This is a genomic window from Marilutibacter aestuarii, assembly GCF_006546775.1.
GTDB classification, from domain to species: Bacteria; Pseudomonadota; Gammaproteobacteria; order Xanthomonadales; family Xanthomonadaceae; genus Marilutibacter; species Marilutibacter aestuarii.
This window is the reverse complement of record NZ_VICE01000148.1, coordinates 1-24124: the sequence shown is the minus strand read 5'-3', so window position 1 is coordinate 24124 and position 24124 is coordinate 1. Positions and strand designations below refer to the sequence as shown.

General features: G+C 70.6%; 23 protein-coding genes, 1 tRNA gene and 1 pseudogene. 9 read left to right on the top strand and 16 right to left on the bottom strand.

The features are described from left to right. Positions 1 to 49: 49 nt before the first annotated feature. Positions 50 to 934 carry a tryptophan 2,3-dioxygenase gene (locus tag FKV25_RS15200; protein WP_141519633.1) on the bottom strand — a complete coding sequence of 295 codons (885 nt, stop codon included), beginning with the start codon at positions 932 to 934 and terminating at the stop codon, positions 50 to 52. Between the two features lie 187 nt (positions 935 to 1121). Here FKV25_RS15200 and FKV25_RS15195 point away from each other — a divergent pair, with 187 nt between their 5' ends. From FKV25_RS15195 to FKV25_RS15170, 6 genes are all read left to right on the top strand, one after another. Beyond that, positions 1122 to 4370 carry a lamin tail domain-containing protein gene (locus tag FKV25_RS15195; RefSeq protein WP_170218665.1) on the top strand — a complete coding sequence of 1083 codons (3249 nt, stop codon included), beginning with the start codon at positions 1122 to 1124 and terminating at the stop codon, positions 4368 to 4370. 126 nt (positions 4371 to 4496) lie between these two features. Continuing rightward, the gene (locus tag FKV25_RS15190; protein ID WP_211345461.1) at positions 4497 to 5621 is read left to right on the top strand and encodes a saccharopine dehydrogenase family protein; all 1125 of its coding nucleotides are present in this window, start codon (positions 4497 to 4499) and stop codon (positions 5619 to 5621) included. A 154-nt stretch (positions 5622 to 5775) separates the two neighbouring features. After that, positions 5776 to 6864 carry a pyruvate dehydrogenase (acetyl-transferring) E1 component subunit alpha gene (gene pdhA, locus FKV25_RS15185; RefSeq protein ID WP_141519630.1) on the top strand — a complete coding sequence of 363 codons (1089 nt, stop codon included), beginning with the start codon at positions 5776 to 5778 and terminating at the stop codon, positions 6862 to 6864. After that, complete coding sequence (locus FKV25_RS15180; RefSeq protein WP_141519629.1) at positions 6861 to 7895, top strand: alpha-ketoacid dehydrogenase subunit beta; 1035 nt, start codon at positions 6861 to 6863, stop codon at positions 7893 to 7895. Before pdhA ends, FKV25_RS15180 begins: the two co-directional genes overlap by 4 nt. Positions 7896 to 7917: 22 nt before the next feature. Continuing rightward, the gene (locus FKV25_RS15175; RefSeq protein WP_141519628.1) at positions 7918 to 9336 is read left to right on the top strand and encodes a dihydrolipoamide acetyltransferase family protein; all 1419 of its coding nucleotides are present in this window, start codon (positions 7918 to 7920) and stop codon (positions 9334 to 9336) included. A gap of 143 nt (positions 9337 to 9479) precedes the next feature. Then, positions 9480 to 9866 carry a VOC family protein gene (locus tag FKV25_RS15170; RefSeq protein ID WP_141519627.1) on the top strand — a complete coding sequence of 129 codons (387 nt, stop codon included), beginning with the start codon at positions 9480 to 9482 and terminating at the stop codon, positions 9864 to 9866. Between the two features lie 19 nt (positions 9867 to 9885). Here FKV25_RS15170 and FKV25_RS15165 read toward each other — a convergent pair whose 3' ends face one another. From FKV25_RS15165 to FKV25_RS15150, 4 genes and pseudogenes are all read right to left on the bottom strand, one after another. Then, on the bottom strand, positions 9886 to 11031 hold the full coding sequence (locus tag FKV25_RS15165) for a GGDEF domain-containing protein (RefSeq protein WP_141519626.1): 1146 nt from the start codon (positions 11029 to 11031) through the stop codon (positions 9886 to 9888). A 106-nt stretch (positions 11032 to 11137) separates the two neighbouring features. Next, positions 11138 to 12076 (bottom strand): MBL fold metallo-hydrolase, encoded by a 939-nt coding sequence (locus FKV25_RS15160; protein WP_141519625.1) that lies wholly within the window; start codon positions 12074 to 12076, stop codon positions 11138 to 11140. A 90-nt stretch (positions 12077 to 12166) separates the two neighbouring features. After that, positions 12167 to 12484 carry a hypothetical protein gene (locus FKV25_RS15155; protein WP_141519624.1) on the bottom strand — a complete coding sequence of 106 codons (318 nt, stop codon included), beginning with the start codon at positions 12482 to 12484 and terminating at the stop codon, positions 12167 to 12169. Positions 12485 to 12618: 134 nt separating this feature from the next. Beyond that, positions 12619 to 13830: pseudogene (locus FKV25_RS15150) on the bottom strand (tryptophan--tRNA ligase); the annotation flags it as partial. A gap of 119 nt (positions 13831 to 13949) precedes the next feature. Between FKV25_RS15150 and FKV25_RS15145 the strand changes: the two are divergent. After that, a complete protein-coding gene (locus tag FKV25_RS15145; RefSeq protein WP_141519622.1) occupies positions 13950 to 14774 on the top strand; it encodes a hypothetical protein in 825 nt (274 codons plus the stop codon). A gap of 146 nt (positions 14775 to 14920) precedes the next feature. Here the strand turns inward: FKV25_RS15145 and FKV25_RS15140 are convergent, their stop codons facing one another. The 8 genes from FKV25_RS15140 to birA form a co-directional block, all read right to left on the bottom strand. After that, positions 14921 to 15121 (bottom strand): CsbD family protein, encoded by a 201-nt coding sequence (locus FKV25_RS15140; RefSeq protein WP_141519621.1) that lies wholly within the window; start codon positions 15119 to 15121, stop codon positions 14921 to 14923. Between the two features lie 383 nt (positions 15122 to 15504). Continuing rightward, positions 15505 to 15645: a hypothetical protein gene (locus FKV25_RS16325; protein WP_170218664.1), complete on the bottom strand. Its 141-nt coding sequence runs from the start codon at positions 15643 to 15645 to the stop codon at positions 15505 to 15507. Positions 15646 to 16032: 387 nt separating this feature from the next. Beyond that, positions 16033 to 16185: an entericidin A/B family lipoprotein gene (locus FKV25_RS15130; protein WP_141519619.1), complete on the bottom strand. Its 153-nt coding sequence runs from the start codon at positions 16183 to 16185 to the stop codon at positions 16033 to 16035. Between the two features lie 141 nt (positions 16186 to 16326). Then, a complete protein-coding gene (rocF, locus tag FKV25_RS15125; RefSeq protein WP_141519618.1) occupies positions 16327 to 17250 on the bottom strand; it encodes an arginase in 924 nt (307 codons plus the stop codon). Positions 17251 to 17284: 34 nt separating this feature from the next. Next, positions 17285 to 17360, bottom strand: a tRNA-Thr gene (locus FKV25_RS15120). A 68-nt stretch (positions 17361 to 17428) separates the two neighbouring features. Continuing rightward, on the bottom strand, positions 17429 to 18088 hold the full coding sequence (locus FKV25_RS15115; RefSeq protein ID WP_141519617.1) for an SPOR domain-containing protein: 660 nt from the start codon (positions 18086 to 18088) through the stop codon (positions 17429 to 17431). A gap of 9 nt (positions 18089 to 18097) precedes the next feature. Beyond that, a complete protein-coding gene (locus tag FKV25_RS15110; protein ID WP_246072117.1) occupies positions 18098 to 18871 on the bottom strand; it encodes a type III pantothenate kinase in 774 nt (257 codons plus the stop codon). Beyond that, positions 18868 to 19869: a bifunctional biotin--[acetyl-CoA-carboxylase] ligase/biotin operon repressor BirA gene (gene birA, locus FKV25_RS15105; protein ID WP_170218670.1), complete on the bottom strand. Its 1002-nt coding sequence runs from the start codon at positions 19867 to 19869 to the stop codon at positions 18868 to 18870. The genes FKV25_RS15110 and birA overlap by 4 nt, the downstream gene beginning before the upstream one ends. Before the next feature lie 161 nt (positions 19870 to 20030). Here birA and FKV25_RS15100 point away from each other — a divergent pair, with 161 nt between their 5' ends. Together FKV25_RS15100 and FKV25_RS15095 are read left to right on the top strand one after the other, a co-directional pair. Next, positions 20031 to 20306 (top strand): hypothetical protein, encoded by a 276-nt coding sequence (locus FKV25_RS15100; protein ID WP_141519615.1) that lies wholly within the window; start codon positions 20031 to 20033, stop codon positions 20304 to 20306. A 15-nt stretch (positions 20307 to 20321) separates the two neighbouring features. Beyond that, complete coding sequence (locus tag FKV25_RS15095) at positions 20322 to 21080, top strand: M90 family metallopeptidase (protein WP_425462641.1); 759 nt, start codon at positions 20322 to 20324, stop codon at positions 21078 to 21080. Between the two features lie 441 nt (positions 21081 to 21521). Here FKV25_RS15095 and FKV25_RS15085 read toward each other — a convergent pair whose 3' ends face one another. From FKV25_RS15085 to FKV25_RS15075, 3 genes are all read right to left on the bottom strand, one after another. Next, a complete protein-coding gene (locus FKV25_RS15085) occupies positions 21522 to 22916 on the bottom strand; it encodes an ATP-binding protein (protein WP_141519613.1) in 1395 nt (464 codons plus the stop codon). 177 nt (positions 22917 to 23093) lie between these two features. Further along, a complete protein-coding gene (locus FKV25_RS15080; protein ID WP_141519612.1) occupies positions 23094 to 23777 on the bottom strand; it encodes a response regulator transcription factor in 684 nt (227 codons plus the stop codon). Between the two features lie 77 nt (positions 23778 to 23854). Then, positions 23855 to 24124 (bottom strand): PepSY domain-containing protein (locus FKV25_RS15075; protein ID WP_246072116.1); only part of this gene is annotated, 270 nt, incomplete at its 5' end.

Sequence of the window (24124 nt, the reverse complement as noted above, 5' to 3'; positions counted from 1 at the left end):
TGGTGGCTGCGGGAATCCTAGCAGCCCCGGGGCGCCCGACCCATCCTGGCTATTCCGTCGCGGACGCGCCGTAGCCGCTCGCGGGCCCGATCGAGGTGCGCACGTCGAACAGCTCCGGGAAGAAGGTCAGCTCGAGCGCCTGCTTCAGGAAGCCCACCCCGCTGGAGCCGCCGGTGCCGCGCTTGAAGCCGATGATCCGCATCACCGTGCGCATGTGCCGGAACCGCCACAGCTGGAACTGGCTCTCGAGGTCGACCAGGTCTTCGCACAGGGAGTATTCGCGCCAGAAGCGGTCGGTGTCCTCGTAGATGCGCTCGAACACCTCGACCAGGGCCGGATCATGGACGTGGGTATGCCGCCAGTCGCGCTCCAGGTGGCGGGCCGGCACCGCATGGCCGAAACGCGCCAGGTAGCGCAGGAACTCGTCGTACAGGCTGGGCGCGTCCAGCACCCCGGCCAGGCCGGCCTGGAGATCCGGGTCGTAGGCGAACACCTTGAGCATGGACTCGTTCTTGTTGCCCAGCAGGAACTCGATGGTGCGGTACTGCAGCGACTGGAAGCCCGAGGACGGGCCGAGGGTGTCGCGGAAGCCCATGTATTCAGAGGGCGTGAGGGTCTCCAGCACCGACCACTGTTCGGTCAATTGCCGCAGCACCTGCTTGCAGCGCGCGAAGATCTTGCGGCACTGCCAGACCTCGTCGCGCTGCAGGTGCCCGAGGGCGGCCTTGAGCTCGTGGATCATGAGCTTCATCCACAGCTCCGAGGTCTGGTGCTGGATGATGAACAGCAACTCGTCGTGGTGCGCGGGATCGGACAGGGGCGCCTGCGCCGACAGCAGCCGGTCCAGGTGCAGGTAGCCGCCATAGCTCATCCGGCCCGACAGGTCGGTGTGGATGCCGGATTCCAGCTCGCGTTCGTTCTTCTTGACGGTCATTTCGATTCCCTGTGCAGGCGCGCAAGGGTACCGCAAGGCAGCCGCCTGACCGCAGCATCCCCCCGTAGCGGCGCCGCCATCACGCGCCTGTAACTTCCCGCAGTCAACCTGTCCGGCCAGCGCCATACGGAACCGGGGCCGGTTCCGCCCAGGGGGTATGGCGTTCGCGACCACAGGGAAGAGAGCAATGCGCGATCCATACCGCCGATCGACGGCGATACTGTTGTTACTGGCCACGCTCGGACTGGCCACCCATGCCAACGCCCAGGTCGTCGTCAGCCAGGTCTATGGCGGCGGCGGCAACTCCGGTTCGACCTGGCGCAACGACTTCATCGAGCTGCGCAACAACGGCCCGACGGCCGTCGACCTGACCGGCTGGTCGGTCCAGTACGCCTCCTCCAGCGGCAGCAGCTGGCAGGCCACCGCGCTGGCCGGCAGCATCGCGCCGGGCGGCTTCTACCTGGTCCAGCAGGCGCAGGGCGCCGGCGGCAGCGCCGACCTGCCCACCCCGGACGCGATCGGCACGATCACGCTCTCGTCGAGCAACGGCAAGGTGGCCCTGGTCAACGGCGGCGGCGCGCTCTCGGGCAGCTGCCCGCTGGGCGGCGCCACGGTCGTGGATTTCGTCGGTTTCGGCAGCGCCAACTGCTTCGAGGGCAGCGCGGCGACGCCGGCGCTGAACAACACGTCCGCGGCGCTGCGCAATGGCGACGGCAGCGTGGACACCGACGACAACGGCAGCGACTTCGCCCGTGGCACGCCGGACCCGCGCAACAGCGGCGCCGAGCCGCCGGATCCGCCGGAACCGCCGGTCGCGCTGAGCATCGCGCAGATCCAGGGCAGCGGCCTGGCTTCGCCTTACGCGGACCGCGACGTCGTCACCGAGGGCGTGGTCACCGCGCTCAAGTTCAACGACGGCTTCTTCATCCAGAGCGCCAGCGACGACGGCGACCCGGCCACCTCCGATGCGATCTTCGTCTACACCGCCAGCGCTCCCGGCGCGATCGTCGCGGTGGGCGACCGGGTGAAGGTGACCGCCACGGTCTCCGAGTTCACCCCGTCCTCGAAGCCCAACCAGCTGGCGATCACCGAGCTCGTCAGCCCGGTCGTGGACGTGCTGGCCAGCGGCCTCCCCCTGCCCGCGGCGATCGAACTGGGCGCCGGGGTCCTCGGACCCTCGGCCTCACCGGCCAGCCTCGAGCCGCTGGAAGGCATGCGGGTCAGCGTCGCCGAGGCGGTCGTCATCGCCCCGTCGGGCGGCAGCATCGACGAGAACGACGCCAGCGCGTCGTCCAATGGCGTGTTCCACGTGACCTTGCCCGGCCTCGAGCGGCCGTTCCGCGAACCCGGCATCGGCGTGCTCGACGCGATCTCGATCCCGGCCGGCAAGGACCCGCCGCGCTTCGACACCAACCCCGAGCGCCTGATGGTGCGCAGTTGGGGCCAGGTGGGCGCCACGCCGCTCTCGGTGGACACCGACGCCCAGGTCGCGGGCCTGCTGGGCGTGCTCGACTACTACGACGGCACCTGGGCCCTGCTGCCCGACGCCGCCACGCCGCCGACGGTCGCGGGCGGCCGCCTGCCCGAGGCGGTGAACGACGCTGCCTACGACGAAGTGACCGTCGGCAGCTTCAACCTGCTGCGCCTGTTCGACGAAGTCGCCGATGGCAACGGCGCGACCACGCTGACCCCGGAGGCACTGGACAAGCGCCTGGCCAAGGCCGCGGCGACGATCTGCGACTACCTCAAGACGCCCGACGTGCTGGGCGTGATGGAAGTCGAGAACGCCCGCGTGCTGCAGCTGCTGTCCGATCGCGTTGACGCCACCTGCGCCTCCACGCCCGGCTACGTGCCCTACCTGGAGCCGGGCAACGACGTGGGCGGCATCAACGTCGGCTTCCTCGTCAGCACGCGCCCGGTGGATGGCGGCGCGGCGCGCGTCGAGGTCCTGGAGGTCGCCCAGTTCGGCAAGGACGCGACGCTCGCCAACCCCGATGGCAGCACCAGTCTGCTCAACGACCGCCCGCCGCTGCGACTGCGCGCGCGCATCCACCAGGATGGCGCCGACAGCTATCCGCTGACGGTCATCGTCAACCACCTGCGCTCGCTCAACGGCATCGACGACGTCGGCTCGGGCAGCGCGGGCTGGGCGACCGGCGGCGATCGCGTACGCGCCAAGCGCGGGGCCCAGGCCGCGTACCTGGCCGGGCTCGTCGAACAGATGCAGCAGGCCGATCCGGGCGAGCGCATCGTCCTGGTCGGCGACTTCAACGCCTTCGAGGTCAACGACGGCTACGTCGACGTGATGGGCATCGTCCGCGGCGACGCCGCGCCGGCCGACCAGGTCCTGGCCTGGGTGCCGAGCCCGCTGACGACGCCGCTGGTGGACGGTTCGCAACTGATCGCCGACCCGCAGGAACGCTACTCGTACGTGTTCGCCGGCAACGCTCAGACGCTCGACCACGTGCTGGTCAACGAGGCGCTGGCGATGGACGCGGGCATGCTGCGGGTCGACCATCCGCGGGTCAATGCCGACTTCGGCGTCGACAACTTCGACGATGCCTCGATCGCGGTGCGCTCGTCCGACCACGATCCGGTGCGCCTGAGCATCGCCGTGCCGGCCTTCGCCCGCGCCGACCTGTCGATCCAGGCCAGCGCCGACGCGTCCACGGCCCGGGTCGGCGACACCGTCCGCTTCGAGGCCACCGCCGCCAACAGCGGACCCGGCGTGGCCGGCTCGGCGGCCGTGGCGTTCGTGTTCGACGCCCTGCTGGTGCCGGCACCGGCGACGGTGCCGGCGGGCTGGACCTGCGGCGCGCCCGAGCAGGACGCTGATACGACGACGCTGACCTGCACCACGGCCGCATTCGAGGTGGGCGCCCAGGCCCGGTTCGCCATCGACGCGATCGTGCCGGTCGCCAGCGCTGGCGATGCCCTGCGCTTCGGCGCCGCCGTGCGCTCGCAGCAGCGCGATCCGGCCAACGGCGACAACCAGGCCGGCCTCGCGATCCCGGTCGCGGCGCAGGGCTCGGCAGACCTGTCGGTCCGCCTGCTGGGCGCGGCCCATGCGACCCGCGGCAATGCCATCGCCACGTTCCTGGTACCGGTGCGCAACGCCGGCCCCGACGACGCCGAGGGCACCACGCTCGTCGTCGAGGGCAACACCTCGGCCCGTCGCGCCGCCATCGCCGCTCCGCGTGGCTGGACCTGCGCGCCGCTCGCCGACACCGCGACGGGCTTCCGCGCCGAGTGCCGCCATCCGGGCGCGCTGCCGCGGCGCATCCAGTGGCTGGCCTTCGCAGTGGTGGTCGCCGGCACGTCGCCGCCCGGCCAGGTGCTCCACTTCAGCGCCGAAGTGGATGCCGACACCCCGGACCCCGATCGCGGCAATAACCGCGACACCCTGGACGTGCGGATCGGCCACCGCGGTCGCTGATCCCGCCGTCACATGCGACACCCCGAAGGCCGCGGCGATCCCGCGGCCTTCTTCGCATGGGGCCACGCGTTGCGACACGCGGCGATAATGGCGACCTTCCGGGAAAGTCAGGCACGCAGGGGCACCTTGGCAGGCAAGGCATTCGGCGTCGTGGTGCTGGGCGGGTACGGGCACTTCGGACGCCTCATCGTCGAACGCATCGCGCGGATCGAGGGCTGCGAGGCCTGGGTCGCAGGGCGCGACCCTGACCGCGCCGCGGCGCTCGCAGCGCGTTGCGGTGCGCGCGTCCTGCACGTCGACCTGCGCGAACCCGGCCTGGCCGAGCGGCTGCGTTCGACCGGCGCCGCCCTGGTCATCCATGCCGCGGGCCCGTTCCAGCACCTGGACCTGGGCGTCGCCGAGGCCGCCCTCGACGCCGGCATGCACTACATCGATCTCGCCGACGGCCGTGCGCACGTGCTGGGCATCGATACGCTTGATGCGCGCGCCCGCGCCCTCGACCGCCTGGCCTGCAGCGGCGCCAGCTCGGTGCCGGCACTCAGCGGGGCGGTGGTCGACGCCCTGCGCCCGCGTTTCGCGCGACTGCAAAGCGTCCACGTGGGCATCACCGCGTCCGCGCAGGCGCCCGGCCGTGCCACCCTCGCCTCGGTGCTGTCGTGGTGCGGCCGTCCCCTCCCGCGAAGCGGCCCCGGCGTCGGCGTGGCGCATGGGCTGCAGGGCCCGGTCCGCCACGTGTTCCCCGCGCCCCTGGGCGCCCGCTGGCTGCTCGACTGCGACGTGCCCGACCTGGCGCTGCTGCCGCGACGGCATCCGGACCTCACCACCGTGCGCTTCTCCGCCGGGCTGGGCCTGGACGTCTACCAACTGGGCGGCTGGCTGCTGTCGTGGCCGGTGCGCCTGGGCCTGCTCCCGGACCCCGTGCCGCTGGCCGGGCCGATGCAAGCGATCGCACGACGCCTGGCGCCGCTCGGGGACGGCTGCAGCGGCATGTTCGTGTCGCTGTCGGGCAGCGACCACGATGGGCGGCCGCTTTCGCTGTGCTGGGAACTCGTCGCCGAACACGAACACGGCCTGTACGTGCCCTGCGCGGCGTCGATCGCGCTCGCCCGCCGGCTGGCGTCCGGACAGCTGCAGGCGCGCGGCGCGATGCCCTGCGTTGGCCTGCTCGGGCTCGACGATGTGCTCGATGAGCTCGCCGGCCTGTCCGTGCGTGCCGCCCTGCGCGAGGACACCGGCGCAACGACGCGCTGAACCGCAGCGACCGCACCGCGCGGGCCGCACCATACCGCCCCGTCCGGCCTTTGCGTAGCGGTTTTCGCGCCGGCTTGCATGCGGCAGCGCGCAACGGGGAATCCACGCCCCTTGGGTATGATCGAAAGATCGTGTTGCACAGGAATCCCCCGCGATGACCATCGCTGCAAGGTTCGAGATCGAGTACCTGCAATACCTCGATGCCGACGGCCAACCGGTCGGCGACATGCCCCCTGCCTTCAAGGACCCGGAAGCCCTGCTGCCGCTGTTCAGGCAGATGCTGTTCGTGCGCACGTTCGATACCAAGGCGATCGCCTTGCAGCGCACCGGCAAGCTGGGCACCTACGCGTCCTGCCTCGGCCACGAGGCGACCCACGTCGGCATCGGCGCGTCGATGGAGAAGGACGACGTGTTCGCCCCCAGCTACCGCGAGTACGGCGCGCAGTTCATGCGCGGCGTGCAGGCGCGCGAGATCCTGCTCTACTGGGGCGGCGACGAGCGCGGCAACGACTTCGAAGGCCCGCGCAACGACTTCAGCTGGTCGGTGCCGATCTCCACCCAGTGCCTGCACGCGGCCGGCGCCGCGCTGGCGTTCAAGCTGCGCAAGCAGAAGCAGCTCGCGGTGGCGTGCTGCGGCGACGGCGGCTCGTCGAAGACCGACTTCTACGCCGCGCTCAATTCCGCCGGCGCGTACGAGCTGCCGTTGATCCTGTGCGTGGTCAACAACGGCTGGGCCATCTCGGTGCCGCGCTCGGCCCAGACCGGCGCCCGGACCCTGGCGCAGAAGGGCCTGGCCGGCGGCCTGCACTGCCTGCAGGTCGACGGCAACGACCTGGTCGCCGTGCTCGAGGGCATGCGCCGCTGCGCCGAACGCGCGCGCAATGGCGAGGGTGGCAGCGTCATCGAGTTCCTCACCTACCGCCTGCACGACCACACCACCGCCGACGATGCGCGCCGCTACCGCGACGACGCCGAGGTCAAGGACGCCTGGACGCGCGACCCGATGACCCGCCTGCGCACCTACCTCACCGCCCAGGGCCTGTGGAGCGAGGACGAGGAAAAGGCCTGGATCGAGGAATGCGGACGCAAGGTCGACGTCGAAATCAACGCCTACCTGGAAACCCCGGTGCAGCCGGTCGAGGCGATGTTCGACTTCCTGTACGCCGATCCGCCGCCGGACCTGCTGGAGCAGCGCGAGGCCGCCATTGCACTGGATCGCAAGGCGAAGGAGGCACGCGCATGAACGACACCGTCGCCACCCGCAAGCCCGCCGCCGCGAACACGGCCGACACCCCCGCGGCGATCACCCTGATCGAGGCCATCACCCAGGCCCTGGCCCATGAGATGCGCGTCGACGACAGCGTGCTCGTGCTGGGCGAGGACGTCGGCGTCAACGGCGGCGTGTTCCGCGCGACCGCCGGGCTGCAGCAGCAGTTCGGGCCCGAGCGCGTGCTGGACACGCCCCTGGACGAGACCACCATCGCCGGCCTCACCGTCGGCCTGGCCAGCCAGGGCATGAAGCCGGTCGCCGAGTCCCAGTTCGACGGCTTCATGTACCCCATGGTCGACCACATCGTCTGCCATGCCGCGCGCTTCCGCTACCGCACCCGCGGCCGCCTGACCTGCCCGATGGTCCTGCGCGTGCCCTGGGGCGGCGGCATCCGCGCGCCGGAGCACCACAGCGAGGCGAACGAGGCGATCTTCACCAACGTGCCGGGCCTGCGGGTGGTCATGCCGTCCTCGCCGGCGCGCGCCTACGGTCTGCTGCTGGCGGCGATCCGCGAGCCCGACCCGGTGATCTTCTTCGAACCCAAGCGCATCTACCGCCAGTACAAGGAAGTGGTGCCCGACGACGGCGAGGCCCTGCCGCTGGACGTGTGCTACGTGCTCCGCGACGGCAGCGACGTGACCCTGGTGACCTGGGGCGCGCAGGTGAAGGAGACCCTGGAGGCGGCCGAGAAACTGGCCGGCGAGGGCATCAGCGCCGAAGTCATCGACGTCGCCACGCTGCGTCCGCTCGACTTCGCCACGATCGCCGAGTCGGTGTCGCGCACCGGCCGCTGCGTGATCGTGCACGAGGCGCCCAAGACCGCGGGGTTCGGTGCCGAGATCGCCGCGCGCCTGGCCGAGGAATCGATGTACGACCTGCTCGCGCCGGTCGAGCGCGTCACCGGTTACGACACCCACATCCCGCTGTTCCGCCTCGAGATGAAGTACCTGCCCGGCGTCGATCGCATCGTCGCCGCGGCCAGGCGCGCCCTCGCCCACGGCTGACCGACGACTTCCAGGGAACCCCATGAGCCAAAAGAAAACCTTCCACCTGCCCGACCTCGGCGAAGGCCTGCCCGACGCGACCATCGTCGAGTGGTTCGTCAAGGAGGGCGACACGATCCGCCTGGACGACAACCTGGTGTCGATGGAGACCGCCAAGGCCGTCGTCGAGGTGCCCTCGCCGGTGTCGGGCAAGGTGCTCAAGCTCGCCGGCGAAGCGGGCGACGTGATCGTCACCGGGCGCATGCTCGCCGAGTTCGAGGTCGATCCCTCGATGCCGCAGCGCGCGGAAGGCCAGGACACCGGGCACCACCACGGCGGCGGCGACCACGACAGCGTCGGCAGCCAGGATCCGGCGCCGGACGACAAGGTCGTGGCCTCCGACGAGGGCGGTGCGATCAGCGACGCCGGCACGCCGGCCGCGAAGTCCAACGCCGAACGGGCCGACAGCGGTACCGTCGTCGGCGCCATGCAGTCATCCGACGCCGTGCACAGCGAACAGGCCAGCAGCGTGGGCGGCGTCAAGGCCATGCCGGCGGTGCGGGCGATGGCCCGCAAGCTCAAGGTCGACCTGGCGCGGGTCAGGGCGACCGGCGCCGACGGCGTCGTCACGATGGCCGACGTGAAGCAGGCCTCGGCGGATCCCGCCCTCCTGCTCCCCTCTCCCGGCACGACGGGGGGCGCGGGTGGGGGGGCGTCCGCCCCCAGGACCGCTTCTCCCGAGGGGAGAAGGGAAGAGCCGCAGCGCTCGACGCTGTCGCAGGCCGGTCGCCCCATGCGCACGCGCCCGCCAGGCGCCGTCGCCAGCGGCCAGCCCGAACAGCTCAAGGGCGTGCGCCGGAACATGGCGCGGGTGATGGCCGATGCGCACAGCAAGGTCGTGCCGACGACGCTGTCGGACGACGCCGACATCCACGCCTGGGCCCCCGGGAACGACATCACCGGCCGCCTGGTGCGCGCGATCGTCGCCGCCTGCAAGGCGGTGCCGGCACTCAACGCGTGGTTCGATGGCGACCAGCTCACGCGCACGCTCCACCCGCATGTCGACATCGGCATCGCGGTGGACACCGAGGACGGGCTGTTCGTGCCGGCACTGCGCAACGCCGACGTGCTCGACGCGCGTGGCGTGCGCGAGGCGGTCAACCGCCTGCGCACCCAGGTCGAGGATCGCAGCATCCCGGCGTCGGAGCTGACCGGCTACACGATCTCGCTGTCCAACTTCGGCATGTTCGCCGGACGCTATGCCACGCCGGTCGTCGTCCCGCCCTGCGTGGCGATCATCGCCGCCGGCCGTGGCCGCCACCAGATGACCCCGGTCATGGGTGGCGTGGAGGCGCACAAGGTCATTCCGCTGTCGGTGACCTTCGACCACCGCGCCTGCACCGGCGGCGAGGCGGCGCGCTTCCTGCGCGCGATGATCGACGACCTGGCCCTGCCGAACTAGGGCCGGACCGGGGTGGCGGTGGCCGCCAGGCCGTCGTGCGCCGGATGCCCTGCTGACAGCCTGCTGTCAGCAGGCCGGGCGGCGCGACGGCGCGACCCGCGCGGCAGGCGTAGGATCGGTGGCAACCCACGAGGAGCACGCCGATGTCCCACCGCAGCCGCCTGGCCGGATTCATCATCGACTGCCGCACCGACGACCTCGATGCCGCGGCGGATTTCTGGAGCCAGGCGCTGGGCGTGCGCATCGCCGACCGCGACGCGGGCGACGACAGCGCGGAGTACCAGCAGTTCGGCGACACCCCGGGCGACCTCCACATCGAAGTGCAGAAGGTCGACCACGACTCGCGCGTGCACCTGGACATCGAATCCGACGACGTCGACGCCGAGGCCGCGCGGCTGGAAGCGCTGGGGGCGCGCAGGATCGCCTTCGTCAAACGCTGGTGGGTGATGGAAGCCCCCACCGGCCAGCGCTTCTGCGTGGTCCGGATGAAGCATCCCGAACGCGGCGCGCCACCCACCGAGTGGGACTGAGTCCCGCCCGGGGCGAGCCCTACCCCAGCAGCGGCGTGTCGTCGACGACGACGCAGTTGCGGCCGCTCGACTTCGCCCGGTAGAGCGCCTGGTCGGCGCGGTCGAAGACCTGTTCGGCCAGGGCCGTCCCCGGCTCGCCCGCGGCCACGCCGATCGACACCGTCAGCGCGAACGGCAGGGCCGCCTGGGTGACCCGCACGCGAAGGCGCTCGGCGACTTCGGCGGCATCGGCCAGGCGCGTGCTCGGCAGCACCACCAGGATCTCCTCGCCGCCATAGCGCACCGCGACGTCGCCGCTGCGGATCGAACGTTCCACCGCGTCGGCCACGGCCTGCAGCGCGCGGTCGCCCAGCAGGTGGCCGTGGCGATCGTTGACCTGCTTGAAGTGGTCGACGTCGATCAGCATCAGGCTGTACGGCTCGCGGGTGAGGCGCGACATTGCCTCGGCGTTGTCGCGCAACTGGGCCAGGCCGACGCGGTTCATGAGGCCGGTCAGCTGGTCGTGGTGCGCGCTGTGCTGCAGCTGTTCGTTGCGGCGCTGCAGGTCGGCCCGGGCTTCCTCCAGCCCCTGCGCGACGGCCTCGCGCTCGGCCAGCAGGCGCCGTTGCTGGTGGGCGTAGCGGCGCAGCTCCAGCAGATGCTGGGTCTGCCGCGCGAGCACCTCCAGGCCTTCGCGCTGCTTGGCGTCCAGGTCACGCGGGACGGTATCGAGCACGCACACCGTACCCAGCGCATGGCCATCCGGACTGCGCAGCGGCATGCCGGCATAGAAGCGCATCGGCTTGCCCGCCAGGTGGAGGTCGATGTGCGCGAAGCGCGCATCGGCCCGGGTGTCACGCACCACCATCAGTCGGTCGGGCGTGCGGATCGCGTGGTCGCAGATCGCGTGGCTGCGCGGGGTCTGTTCGACGTCGACGCCCAGGCGTGCCTTGAACCATTGCCGTTCGTGGTCGAGAAGCGAAATCAGCGCACCCGGGGTGGCGCATATCGTCACCGCCAGGCGGACGATGTCGTCGTAGGCCTCTTCCGGCCGCGTATCGAGGACGTGGTAGGCCTCGAGCGCGGCCTGCCGCCGCGCTTCGCGCACCGGATCGAGCATGAATCCCGTCCGGCGCGTGTCCGGCTGGAGGGTGGTGGTCGGCGATCGATGGCGCAGGTTGACCATGGGCGGGGCAGGCGTCCGTTCGGTACAGCGTATCCTCCGCCCCGGCGACGCCCCGTGATGGGCGCCCCAGACCCGGGGCTCGCTTCCATTCGCACGGGCCTGCCGTTCAGGCAGGCGCCGTACGCGCCCACCATACCAGCAAGCCCTGTGCGTTGAGTTCGATGTCGACGCCCAGCACCTCCAGGATGTCCTCGGTGGGCAAGACGACACCGTGGGCCCGCAAGTGCCGCAGGTACAAGGCACGCAGGGCCTCGACCAGGCGCGCGTGCACGTCGCCGCCCTCGCCCGCGGCGACGCGGACGGCGTCGACCATCTCGTCGACCAGCCCGAAGAGGCCCGCGGCGAGGCGTTCGACCCCTTCGACCCGCCCGTAGTGGGTGGGATACATCGCCTGGGGCGAGGTATCGAGCAGGCGGCGGATGGAGGCCTTCAGCGGTTCGGGTTCGAACTGCACCGGCGAGCTGGTCGGAATGGCGATCGCTCCGCGTTCGGTGTCGAACTCGCGATAGGACAGGCCGAAGGTATCCCCGGTGAACCAGCTGCGGCTGCGCGCGTCCCACAGGCACAGGTGATGGCGCGCGTGGCCCGGGGTGTCGATGCAGCGCAACGGACGACCGGCCAGCGCGAATTCATGGCCGTCGGGCGCCTCGACCACGCGCTCGACGGCGATCGGCAGGATCGTGCCGTAGCTGCGCGCCATTTCCGCCTCGCCGTACACCGCGGTGGCGCCGGCGATGAGCCTGGACGGGTCGATCATGTGGGGTGCACCGCGCGGGTGCACCAGCAATTTCGCGCGCGGCAGTTCGCGCATCAGCGCGCCCGCGCCGCCGGCGTGGTCAAGGTGGACGTGGGTGAGCACCAGCCAGTCGACGTCGTCCGCGGCCAGGCCCTGGGCGGACAAGGCCGCCAGCATGCGCGGCACGCTGTGGTTGGTGCCGCAGTCGATGAACGCGGCCCGCCCTGCTTCGACCATCAGGTAGGCCGCGTCGAAGCGCGGCCGATGGAAGCCGGTGTCGATGGTGTGGATGCCGTACTCGGCGCTCATGCGTCTCCTCGTGGTGCCTGCGCGGCACGGGAACATCCCGCCCCGGGGGTCCGAGGATGCGTTGGATCGCCCCTGGCGATCAAGCCACGCTCAGTGCGGGGCGAGGCGGCGCAACCAAGCGCGGCGAACGAAGAACGCCACCGTCATCACCGCCAGGAAGATGCCGTAGCCCAGCGCGGTGGCCAGCACCTGCGCCCACATCCGACCGTACCCGGGGTCCGCGTTGGCATGGGCCCAGTGGATGCCCATGAGGAAGGCCACCACGGCGACGACCAGCGTCGCGGTGTCGAACAGCCAGCGCGCCGGCGGTCGCGGCTGGCGCGGGAACAGCCAGTACAGCGCGCCGAGGATCAGGAACCACGGCAGGAACAGGATCAGCGCCAGGTTGAGCTGGATCGTCTCGCCCATCACGGTCAGTCCTCCCCGGCGAACAGGCCGAGCGCGTCGAGCAGTTCCTTGAGCGTCACGCCGTCGCCCAGGCGGCCCACCGGGCGGTCGCCCAGCTGGACGCCGGCATCGGGACCGTGTTGCACGCCATCGCCGCTGCTTTGCTTGAGCGCCGCCACCAGCTGCCCGGCGTCACGCGGCGACGCATGGCCTTCGCTCTGCAGCAGCACGCGGTCGCCATGGGCGAGCTTGAAATAGAAGCGGCCGTCGCTTTCGCGATACTGCTTGAACACCGGCATCGCCGCCTTCGCGACCGCCTCGCCGCTGCCCTCGACGCGGGCGGACAGGTCGCGCAGGCCCACGGCTTCGCGCAGGCGTGCCAGCAGCGGCACCGCGTAGGTCGTGCGCAGGCGCGCGGCACCGTCGCGCAGGACCTGTTCGATGCGGGCGGGGTCTGCGACCAGCGCCTCGTAGCGCTCGCGCAGGGGTGCGATCTCCTGGTCGATGCGCTCGAACAGCTGCTGCTTGGCGTCGCCCCAGCCGATGCCCGCCTCGAATGCCTCGCGCATGGCCGCGGTCTCGGCGTCGCTGGCGAAGGCCTGGTAGAGCTGGAACAGCGCCGACCCCTCGGTGGCCTTGGGTTCGCCCGGCGGGGTGGAATCGGTGACGATCGAGAAGATGAGCTTCCGCAGCTGCTCGCGCGGCGCGAACAACGGGATGGTGTTGTCGTAGCTCTTGCTCATCTTGCGGCCGTCCAGGCCCGGCAGGGTCGCCACGTTCTCCTCGATCGCGGCTTCCGGCAGCGCGAAGTGCTCGCCGTAGAGATGGTTGAAGCGCTGGCCGAAGTCGCGCGCCATCTCGATGTGCTGGATCTGGTCGCGTCCCACCGGCACCTTGTCGGCGTTGAAGATCAGGATGTCGGCCGCCATCAGCACCGGGTACATGAAGAGGCCGGCGGTGATGCCGGCATCGTCGTCCTCGCCGGCCTCGCGGTTCTTGTCGACCGCTGCCTTGTAGGCATGGGCGCGGTTGAGGATGCCCTTGCCGGCCACGCAGGTCAGCAGCCAGGTCAGCTCCTGCACCTCCGGCACGTCGCTCTGGCGGTAGAACCACACCTTGTCCGGATCCAGGCCGCAGGCCAGCCAGCTCGCGGCGATCTCCAGGGTGGAGCGCTGGACGCGGGCGGGGTCCTGGACCTTGATCAGGGCATGGTAGTCGGCGAGGAAATAGAAGCTCTCCACGCCCTGGCCGCGGCTGGCGGCCACGGCGGGGCGGATCGCGCCCACGTAGTTGCCCAGGTGGGGCGTGCCCGAGGTGGTGATGCCGGTCAGGACACGGATGGGGCGCGAGGGGGACGAGGCTTGCATGGGACGGTGGCACCTGCGAAACGACGTTGCAGTTTACCGGAGCGCAACGCCCGCCGCGTTGCCAACCCCGTTGCCGCCGGCCACGCGTTGGATGCCATACGCCCCGTCGGAGAACGACCATGCAACGCTCGCCCCTGCCCGCCCTCCAGGCCGCCGCCCTGGTGCTCGCCACCGCCCTGCTTGCCCACGCACCGGCGCACGCCGGCCACCGCGGCATCGCCTATCCGCCGGGCCATCCGGTACAGCTGTCGATCGTCGACGAGGATGCCGGCGACAGCATCCTCCAGGCGTGGCCGGACGGCCGCCGGCAGTGGGTCGCCGGTACGCCGGGGCATCGTTACGCAGTGCGCATGACCAATACGTCCAGCCGTCGCGTGCTGGTGGTCCTCTCGGTCGACGGCGTGAACGCGGTCAGCGGCGAGACCGCGCATCCGTCGCAGGCCGGCTATGTGATCGGGCCATGGCAGACGGTCCGCATCGACGGCTGGCGCAAGTCCATGTCGGACGTCGCCCGTTTCGTGTTCACCGACCATGCCGATGCGTATGCCTCGCGCACCGGTCGTCCGGGCAACGTCGGCGTCATCGGCATCGCGGTGTTCGACGAGGCCCGGCCTCGCCATGAGGCCCGTCCGGCGATCGGCCACGCCGACACGTCATCGCGCGCGGCACCGGCCGCGGACGCCGCAAGCGCGTCGCGCGCCATCGCCACCGAGGAGGCCGAGGCGCAGACGCTCGGCACCGGCCATGGCGAGCGCGCCTGGTCGCCGGTGTCGCAGACCCACTTCACGCGCGCGTCTTCCCGGCCCACGCAGGTCACCGAACTGCGCTACGACGCGCGCGAACGCTTGATCGCGATGGGGATCATGCCGAATCACCGCCGCCCGACGTCCGAACCGCGAGCGTTCCCGAGCGGCTTCGTCGCCGATCCACCCGATTGGCGTTGAGGGAGGCAAGGCCACGCCCCGTGATGCCATGGGTGACAAGGACACCACGGTGGCAAGATCGCCCACCAACGAAACGGGCCGGCGCAAGGCCGGCCCGTCGCTTGGAGAACCATGGCCGCGACCCCAACGGGTCGCGCGGCCCGGAATCAGTGCAGGCTCTTCTCGAACTCGCTCACTTCGCGCTCGGCGCGCTCGCGCTCCCAGCCGTACTGCTCCTGCAGCTTGCCCGCGAGGTATTCGGAGTTGCCTTCGGCGACATCGAATACGTCGTCGGTCAGGTCGCCCCATTTCGCCTGGGCCTGGCCTTTGATCTGCGTCCACTTGCCGGCAATGATGTCCTTGTTCATATGATGGTTCCTCTTCTTTGTTTGTCTGCGTGGGGGAGCGGTCCTCGTCGTCGACCGCAGGGACAGCATCGCAAGCGCGCCGTTCGGATCGAATCATGATTCGGTTACGCACCGCTTGACCTCGGTGAATCCCCGGCAACGGTTCAGTCGCGACTTCACCGCCTGCCGACACGCGTCGTGCGCCATGTCGTGTGCACCGTTTTCGCGGCGCGCCCGGGGAGCGGGTCTTGCTTCGAGCGACCTGGCCGCGACGTCTGCCGTTTACGTCGTATCGCGGCCGCAGAACCGTAGGATGGGTAGAGCCGAAGGCGAAACCCATCGTCCCCGCCTGGAACCGACAAGATGGGTTTTGCTTCGCGCTACCCATCCTACGAAACTGCCACTTACGTCGTATCGCGGCCCCGGATGCCAAGCGGCGTGTGGTCGTTGCCGTTGCCGTTGCCGTTGCCGTTGCCGTTGCCGTTGCCGTTGCCGTTGCCCATGATCTTGATCTTGATCTTCGCGACTTCGAGGCCGCCGAACACCGCAGGGCGTGTCGGCCGAAGAGGCGCCCTTGTCCGGGCGAAGCGAGTTTGGGCGCCGTGCCGCCACGGCCGAGGCGCGCAGGGGACCGGTGCGGCGAAGCCGTACCGGCGGCCGATGGAGCCGGCGGTTTTGGTTCCTTTTGACAAGACAAAAGGGACCCGCCCAAAGGGCGAACGCCTTTGACCTTGCCCTCCACATTTCGAAGCAAACCCCATGATTGCGTCGTGGCCGGACGCCTGGGTGGGTATCGCCTTCGGCTCGACCCACCCTACGGCCTGGCCGGACGAAGGAGCACCCGGGCATGAAAAAGGCCGGGCAAGCCCGGCCTCTTCCATCGCCTCCGTCACCCCTGGGGGACAGACGTCAGCGGCATGCAGCGCTCGGTATCAGCACTTGCCGTCCTTGCAATCCTCGGCCTTCTCTTCGACCTTCTCGCCGACGTCCTGGACGTCCTTGCCGGCGCCCGCCATCGTGTTGCAGGCGCTCAGGAAGGCCACCGCATACAGGGCCACCAGCATCAGTGCGGTCAAACGTTTCATGTCGCGACTCCTCGTGGATAGTGTCTTGCCCGCATGCGACTGCATGCTTGGCCGCTATCCCACGACACCGGCCATCGCGACGATGTGAAAACACGTCGCCGGGCGGCCGATCGGTTCAGGTTCGCGCCACCGCATGCGCCCTCAGTCGCGCATCAGGGTGGACTTGCCGAACAGGCTCTCCACCAGGTCGACCGACAGCTCGCCGGTGACGTTGCGCGTATCGATGACCGGATTGAGTTCGACGATGTCCAGCGACGCCAGCCGCCCGCTGTCGGCGATCATCTCCATCACCAGCTGCGCCTCGCGGTAGTTGGGGCCGCCGGGCACGGTGGTGCCGACGCCGGGCGCGATGCTCGGATCGAGGAAGTCGACGTCGAAACTGACGTGCAGGTGGGTGTCCTCGTCCATGTCGGCCAGCGCGGCCTCCATGGTGCGCTTCATGCCGACCTCGTCGATGTAGCGCATGTCGTAGACCTCCAGCCCGTGCTCCTTGACCAGGCGCTTCTCGCCCTGGTCGACCGAACGGATGCCGATCTGCCGCACCACGTCGGGGGTGATCGCCGGGCCGTCGCCGCCCAGGTGGGTCAGCTCGCGGGGGCCGATGCCGCACAGGCAGGCCACCGGCATGCCATGGATGTTGCCCGACGGTGTCACCTGGCTGGTGTTGAAGTCGGCGTGCGCGTCGAGCCACAGCACGCGCAGCTTGCGACCGTTCTCGCGGCAATGGCGGGCCACGCCGGTGATCGAGCCCAGGCCCAGGCAGTGGTCGCCGCCGAGCAGGATCGGCATGCGCCCGCCCTTCAGTTCGGCGTAGACGGCGTCCATGACCAGCCGGTTCCAGGCCACCACCTCGTTGATGTGGCGGTAGCCGTCGTGCGGCGGCTGCCAGGGGTTGCGCGGGCCGTCGAGGTTGCCGCGGTCGAGCACGTCGACGCCGCGCGCGACCAGCGCCTCGCCCAGGCCGGCAATGCGCAGGGCTTCGGGGCCCAGCCGCGCGCCCCGGTCTCCGGCACCGACGTCGGTCGGTGCGCCAATGAGTGATACGGGGGGATAAACACGGCTCATGCGCGGCTCCTGTGCGAGGGGGTGTCTCCAAGACTGGTGCCGGCTGTCAGAGTCGAACTGACGACCTACCGCTTACAAGGCGGTTGCTCTACCAACTGAGCTAAGCCGGCACGGCGGGCCATTCTAACCGATCACTCCGGCCAACCCGAGGCGCGGGCCGGGCCGGGTCAGCGCCGGCTCAGGGCGTCGGCGGGCAGTCCAGCATGACGTGGCCGGGCGCCCGCGCATCGGCCTGGGCGAGCTCGACGTCGAATGCCGCGTTGGCCTCCACGTCCAGCCACACGCGCGCCGCCCCGCTGCCGATCGGCATCGCCCGCGCGGCGATGCCTTTCTCGGCGAGTTCGGACACGCGGCGTTGCGCCGCGGCCTCGCTGCCGTAGCGACCGAGCGCCAGCGAATTGGCCTCGATGCCATCGCGGACGATGAAGTAATCGCTGAAGCCCGCCTCCGATACCCGGCCGGCGGCGGCCTCGACGGCCTCCACGCTGTCGAACGGGGGGAGGTAGACGCGCCAGCCGCGGGTGGCGCCTTCTTCCTGGCGGCGAGGCACCAGGCGCAGCACGCGCGGTTCGAGCACGTTGCGTGCCGCGACGAGTTCGTCCTCGGTGAACGGACCGAACCCGGCGCATTGGGCGACGCGGCTGTCGTCGGCCGGCGAAGCGTCGACCGGCCCGGGAGCGGCAGGGGCGGTGGCGGCCTCGGCGGCCAACTGCAGGCGGGCGACGCCCAGCGGCAAGGCCGGCTCGGGCGCGGCCGGGGGCGGTGCGTGGAAGATCCACCAGGCGGAGACGCCCAGGTTCAGCACCACCAGGAAGACGATCAGGGAACGGATCAGCATGCGGGGATTCTAGGACACCGGCGGCCCGGGACGCTCGAGCTCGGCCGCCGCCCAGCGCGCGAGGCCTTCGAGCACCAGGCCGGGCGCGGGCAGCGCGCCCGGCAGGCGTCCCAGCAGGTCCTCCGCGCCTCCGCCGTGCAGGTAAAGGCGCGGCGTTTCGCCCAGGCGCCGGCGGGCCTCGGCCAGGCTGTGCTCGACCAGGGCCAGGGCGGCGCCGTCGCAGCCCGACGCCAGTGCGTCCTCGGTGTCGGCGGCGAAGACCGCATAGGCGCCCCCGTGCGGCGCCAACTGCCGGGCGCGGCCGTGCAGGGACTCGCGCATCAACGTGGGCGACGGTGCGATGCGCCCGCCATGGTGGCGCCCGCCGCCGTCGACGAGATCCAGGGTGAGCGCCGTGCCGATCCCGCAGACGAGGGCGGCACCGCCGCGTGCATGCGCCGCGAGCAGGGCGAGGAAGCGATCCACGCCGAGTTTTTCCGGCCGCGCGTAGGCGATCGTCACCCCGTCGAACGTGGACTGGGTGCGCGCGCGCGAAATCCGCCGGCAGCGGGTGGACAAGGCATCGAGCACGCCGACGGTGACGTCCGGGGAGGCCACCGAGGCCAGGTACGCGACCTCGATCCGCGCCGGCAGCGCGCGCGCCATCGCGCTGCCCAGGTCGAGCTCCGCACCGTGGTGCTCCAGCGCCACCGCCTCGCCCACGGAGCCGTCCGCGTGCAGGGGCGCGCACTTGAGGCGGGTGTTGCCCAGGTCGAACAGCCAGTGCATGGGCGCCGCGCTCATGCCGGCGACTCCAGTCGGCGCACGCTGACCTCGCCCGAATGCACGTCACAGCACTCGCCGGAGTCGAGCCTGACCCGCAGCGCACCGTCCGCGGCCAGGCCCAGGGCGGTGCCGGTTCGCACCGCCACGCCCTCGCCATGCAGGCGGACCGCGCGACCGGCGAGCACGTCCAGCGCCGCGTGACGCGCCATGAAGGGTGCCAGGCCCTCGGCGTCGAAGGCATCGAGCGCCGGCAACAGGTGCGACAGCAGGGTCGCCGCGACCCGGTTACGGTCCACGCCCGGACCGGCCAGGGCCTCCAGGTCGCACCAGGGCTGGTCGATCGCGGCCGCCTCGGCCGGGGGCATGCGAACGTTGAGGCCGATGCCGATCACCGCGCGCACCGGGCCGGCATGCTCGCCGCCGCCCTCGACCAGCACGCCGCCCAGCTTGCGCAGCCCATCGGCGGCCTCGACGACGATGTCGTTGGGCCACTTCAGGCGTGCCGCGTCGACACCGAAGGCGTGCAGGGCCTCCGCCACGGCGATGCCGGCCACCAGGCTGAGCCCGCCCAGCCGGGCCAGGCCGCCTTCGAAACCGCGCGCGAGGGAGAGGTACAGGTGTGCGGCCAGGGGGGATGCCCAGTGCCGGCCACGGCGGCCACGACCACCGGTCTGGCGTTCGGCCATCAACACCTCCACCCGCCCCGGCGCCACCGGCGGCGCCCGCCGCAACAGGGCGCTGTTGGTGGAATCCAGGCTCCATTCGACCTCGAGGCCATGCACGCTGGCCGCGGTAGCGGGGTCCAGGGCCCCGAGGATCGCCGCCGGCGAGAGCAGGTCCATGGGCTGTTCCAGGCGGTAGCCGCGTCCGGCCTGGGCCTGGATCGGCACGCCGGCATCGCGCAGGGCCTGGATGCGCTTCCAGACGGCGGCGCGACTCAGGCCACTCGCGCGCGCCAGCGCGTCGCCCGACACCGGGCCGGCCATCAGGCGTTCCAGCAGTTCGCGTTCTTCGATCACGGCCCCGCCCAGGTTCAACGACCCGCGCATTATGCGCGAGGGCCGGGCAGCGACCGCCCCTGACGAGCGGTCCGGCAAAGGTGTGAAAACGTGATGAAAACCTGATATGGTCGGGAAAGAACTGGGACTCCGCCCAGCCCTTGCAGCAAGGACCTGTCATGCGCCGGATCTGCCTTTGCCTGGTGATCGCCCTCGTGGCCGCGCCCGCCGTGGCGCGCGAGGTCAAGCTCAGCAGCCCCAACGGTGGAGGCTGTTCGGATTCGGCATCGTCCGTGACCGAGTCCAAGCAGGCCGCCGCCCCGCCGCGCGCCTCGCGCAGCAAGCCCGCGCCCAACGAAACCCGCGCCAAGCCCAGCGTGCACGGCGACGCGGCCCCCAGTGGCCGCCTGCAGTCGCCGCGCTGGCACAGCTTCCTGCCCGGCATGGTGCGCTGAACCGGCGCTTCGGGTTTGTTCGGATGGCTTGGACGACTGGGCGCACGCCCGGAGCCCCTGGCGGCCCCTGAGTGGCGCGCCGTGCGCGCGGCCGTCCCCTGGATCGATGCCCTCGACGAGGCGCGTTCGCAACGTCTTGCCGGGCTGACCGCCCGCTTCCTTCATGAGAAAACCGTGACGCCAGTGCACGGCCTCGCGCTGGATGCCGCCCAGCGCGCGCAGCTGGCGGCGATGTGCTGCCTGCCACTGCTCGAGTTCGGCGAAGAGGGCCTGCACGGCTGGTCCCAGCTGATCGTCTATCCGGAGGCCTTCCGCGTCCGCCGGCACCACGTCGATGTCGCCGGCGTGGTCCACGAAGGCGACGACACCCTGATCGGGGAATCCTGGGACGCGGGGCCGCTGGTCCTGTCCTGGGGCGACGTGCAGTCGGATTGCGAAACCCCGCGCGAAGGCTTCTGCGTGGCCGTACACGAGATGGCCCACAAGCTCGACGCGCTCGACGGCGAGATGGACGGCACCCCGCCCCTGCCCCGCCCGTGGCAACGCGAATGGGCGCGCGACTTCCAGGCCGCGTTCGATGCATTCAACGAGAAGCTCGACGCCAGCGGCGAGGACGACGCGGCCGACATCGACCCTTACGCAGCCGAATCCCCCGAAGAGTTCTTCGCCGTGACCAGCGAATACCACTTCAGCGATCCCGCGCGCCTGGCGCGCACGATGCCCGCCGTCGCCACCCACCTCACCCGCCTCTACGGCCCCTCGCCGTTTGCTTGAGTGGGGGATTGGGGATTGGGGATTGGGGATTGGGGATTGGGGATTGGGGATTGGGGATTGGGGAAACGATAGTCCCGTAGGATGGGTATAGCCGAAGGCGAAACCCATCGGTCGTAGCCCCAAACCCCAGCGACGGGTTCGGCTTCGCGCGACCCATCCTACGGCGATTGAAGCCCCTCTTCGATTGACTGCCATCACGCGCAGCGGCGCGTTGGAAGCCAAGCCTGCTCAAAGCGTCACCTTGCGCGGTGCAATAAGCGAAGCGCATTGCACCAAGCCGGCGCCGGCTGCCGCACACGCGCCCGGACCCGGACCCACACGATGGGTTTTGCTTCGCGAATCCCCTCCTGCGAAGCGGGCGGACTGCCCGGGTGCGAAGGAAACATCACCGATCCGCGGTCCCATCACGAATCACGAATAACCAATCCCCAATCCCCCACCCTACAGACCCGGCGGGAAGCGGACCTCGAAGGAGGCGCCGCCGAGCTCCTGCGAGCGCCCGACCTCGAGCGAACCTCGATAGCTGCGCACCACGTCCTGCACCGTGGCCAGGCCGATGCCGTGGCCCTGCACGCGTTCGTCGCCGCGCACGCCCCGTTGCAGCAGGGTGGCTACTTTCTCCTCCGGGATACCCGGACCGTCGTCCTCGACGCACAGCATCAGGCCGGGCCGGCGATTGGGCGCGCCTTCGCTCGGGCGGATGGTCAGCAACACGCGCGTGCGCGCCCACTTGAAGGCGTTCTCGAGCAGGTTGCCCAGCACTTCCTGCAGGTCGCCCGGCTCGCCGTGGAAGGCAATGCCGGGGTCGATCTCGAACTCGCACAGCACGCCCTTGCCGGCGTAGATCTTCTCCAGGCTGCGCACGATCTGGTCGGCGTAGGGTTCGATCTCCACCGGCGCGGCGAACAGCGCATGGCCCGAACGGGCGGCGCGCCCCAGCTGGTAGGACACCAGGTCGGTCATCCGCCGCACCTGCGTGTCGACCTCCTCGCGCAGTTCCTCCACCGGCACGTCGTCGCCGCTGCGCGCGCGCAGCACCGCCAGCGGCGTCTTCAGGCTGTGCGCGAGGTCGGCCATGGTGTTGCGCTGCCGCTCCAGGTTCTCGCGCTCGCTTTCGATGAAGGCGTTGATGCTCTCGGTCAGCGGCTCGAGCTCGCGCGGGTGGCGACCGCTCATGCGCGAGAGCAGGCCGCGCTGCACGCGCTTGAGCTCGTCGATCACGCGCCGCATCGGGCGCAGGCTCCAGCGCAGGATCAGGCCCTGCAGCAGCAGCAGGATCAGGCCGGCGCCGCCGAGGTAGCGCCACAGCGCTTCGCGGAACACCGCGACCTGGCGGCTGAGCTGGGTCGTGTTCTCGAGGATGTAGATCGTGTACGGCAGGCCCTCCTCGCTCTCCCCGGTGTCGTGGACCACGCCGTAGCCGTAGCGGTAGGCCTCGCCCTGGCTGCCATCGAGTTCGATGATCGACATGGGGCCCTCGAAACGCTCCTGGCCGGGCTCGAGCATGGTGCCCGGGGGCAGCTCCGGACCGACGGCCGACGCCGAATCCCAGTGCGAGTCGGCCATGACGATCTCGGCGTACAGGCCGCTGCCCGGCCGGTCGAAACGCGGGTCCACGGCGTCGTAGGGCGGGATGTACTCGCCACTGCGGGCGAACTCGCCCTGCCCGGTGTAGGCCAGGGCGTAACTCTTCAGGCGCTGGTGCAGGTTGCTTTCCGCGGTCTCGATGAAGGCGCGGTCGAGCGCGTAGCCGGCCAGCGCGAGGAAGGCCAGCAGGCCCAGGCTGGCCGCCAGCAACTGTCGTGCCTGCAGGGAACGGGGCTGGCCCCAGCTCATGGGCGCATCGCGACGGGGCCGCGGGTGGTGGATGACATCGTCAATCCTTGCATGACTTCGGCTCGATCGCACGGACCACGCCGGCGGCATTCGCGGGGCCGGACACGACACCGCCCCGCCATGGGGACGGGGCGGCGGGGGCACGCGATGCGTCCCGCGCGGCGTGCGCCGCGGGGATTACTCGCCGCTGCGGGGGATCGCGAAGCGGTAGCCGCGACCGCGCACGGTCTCGATCGGCTTGAGGCTGCCTTCCGGATCGAGCTTCTTGCGCAGGCGGCCGATGAAGACCTCCAGCACGTTCGAGTCGCGGTCGAAATCCTGCTGGTAGATGTGCTCGGTGAGGTCGGCCTTCGAGACCAGCTCGCCGGCGTGCATCATCAGGTACTCGAGCACCTTGTATTCGTAGCTGGTCAGGTCGACGTTCTGGCCCTCGACGCTCACCGTCTGCGCCGCCAGGTCGAGCATGACCGGACCGCACTCCAGGGTCGGCTTGCTCCAGCCGGCGGCGCGGCGCACCAGCGCGTTGATGCGCGCCAGCAGCTCCTCGACGTGGAACGGCTTGACCAGGTAGTCGTCGGCGCCCTGCTTCAGGCCCTCGACCTTGTCCTGCCAGCTCGAGCGGGCGGTGAGGATCAGCACCGGGAACTTCTTGCCTTCCTCGCGCAGGGCCTTGATCAGCTCCATGCCCGACATCTTGGGCAGGCCGAGGTCGATGATGCCGAGGTCGAACGGGACCTCGCGGCCCATGTACAGGCCTTCTTCGCCATCCTGCGCGGCATCGACCGCGTAGCCTTCGCGCTTGAGGCGCGCGGCCAGGGTCTCGCGCAAGGGGGCTTCGTCTTCTACAAGCAAAATTCGCATGGGAACTCCGTTCGGGGGAACTCCGTGGAGGGAAGGCCGCGCTGTTCAGGCGCCGCCGATACGTACACCTTGGAGCTTCAGTCGTCGTCGCCGCGTGTACGCCGATCGCGCTGCGGGACCGGCTGGCCACGCATCGGACGCGCGGAGGTCGGGTCGTCCATGTAGACGCGCACGCGGCCCCGGGAATCGACCACCTTGATGCGGTTGACGTTGCGTCCGTCGAAGGGAACGCGCTCGGCGCTGAGCACCTGCCCACCGGTACGCCGCTCGACCCGGCGCACGGCCTCGCTGAGGGCGCGCTGGTCGCTGCCGCGGGCGTGCGGACGCGAGGGCGGCTGCGGTGCGTG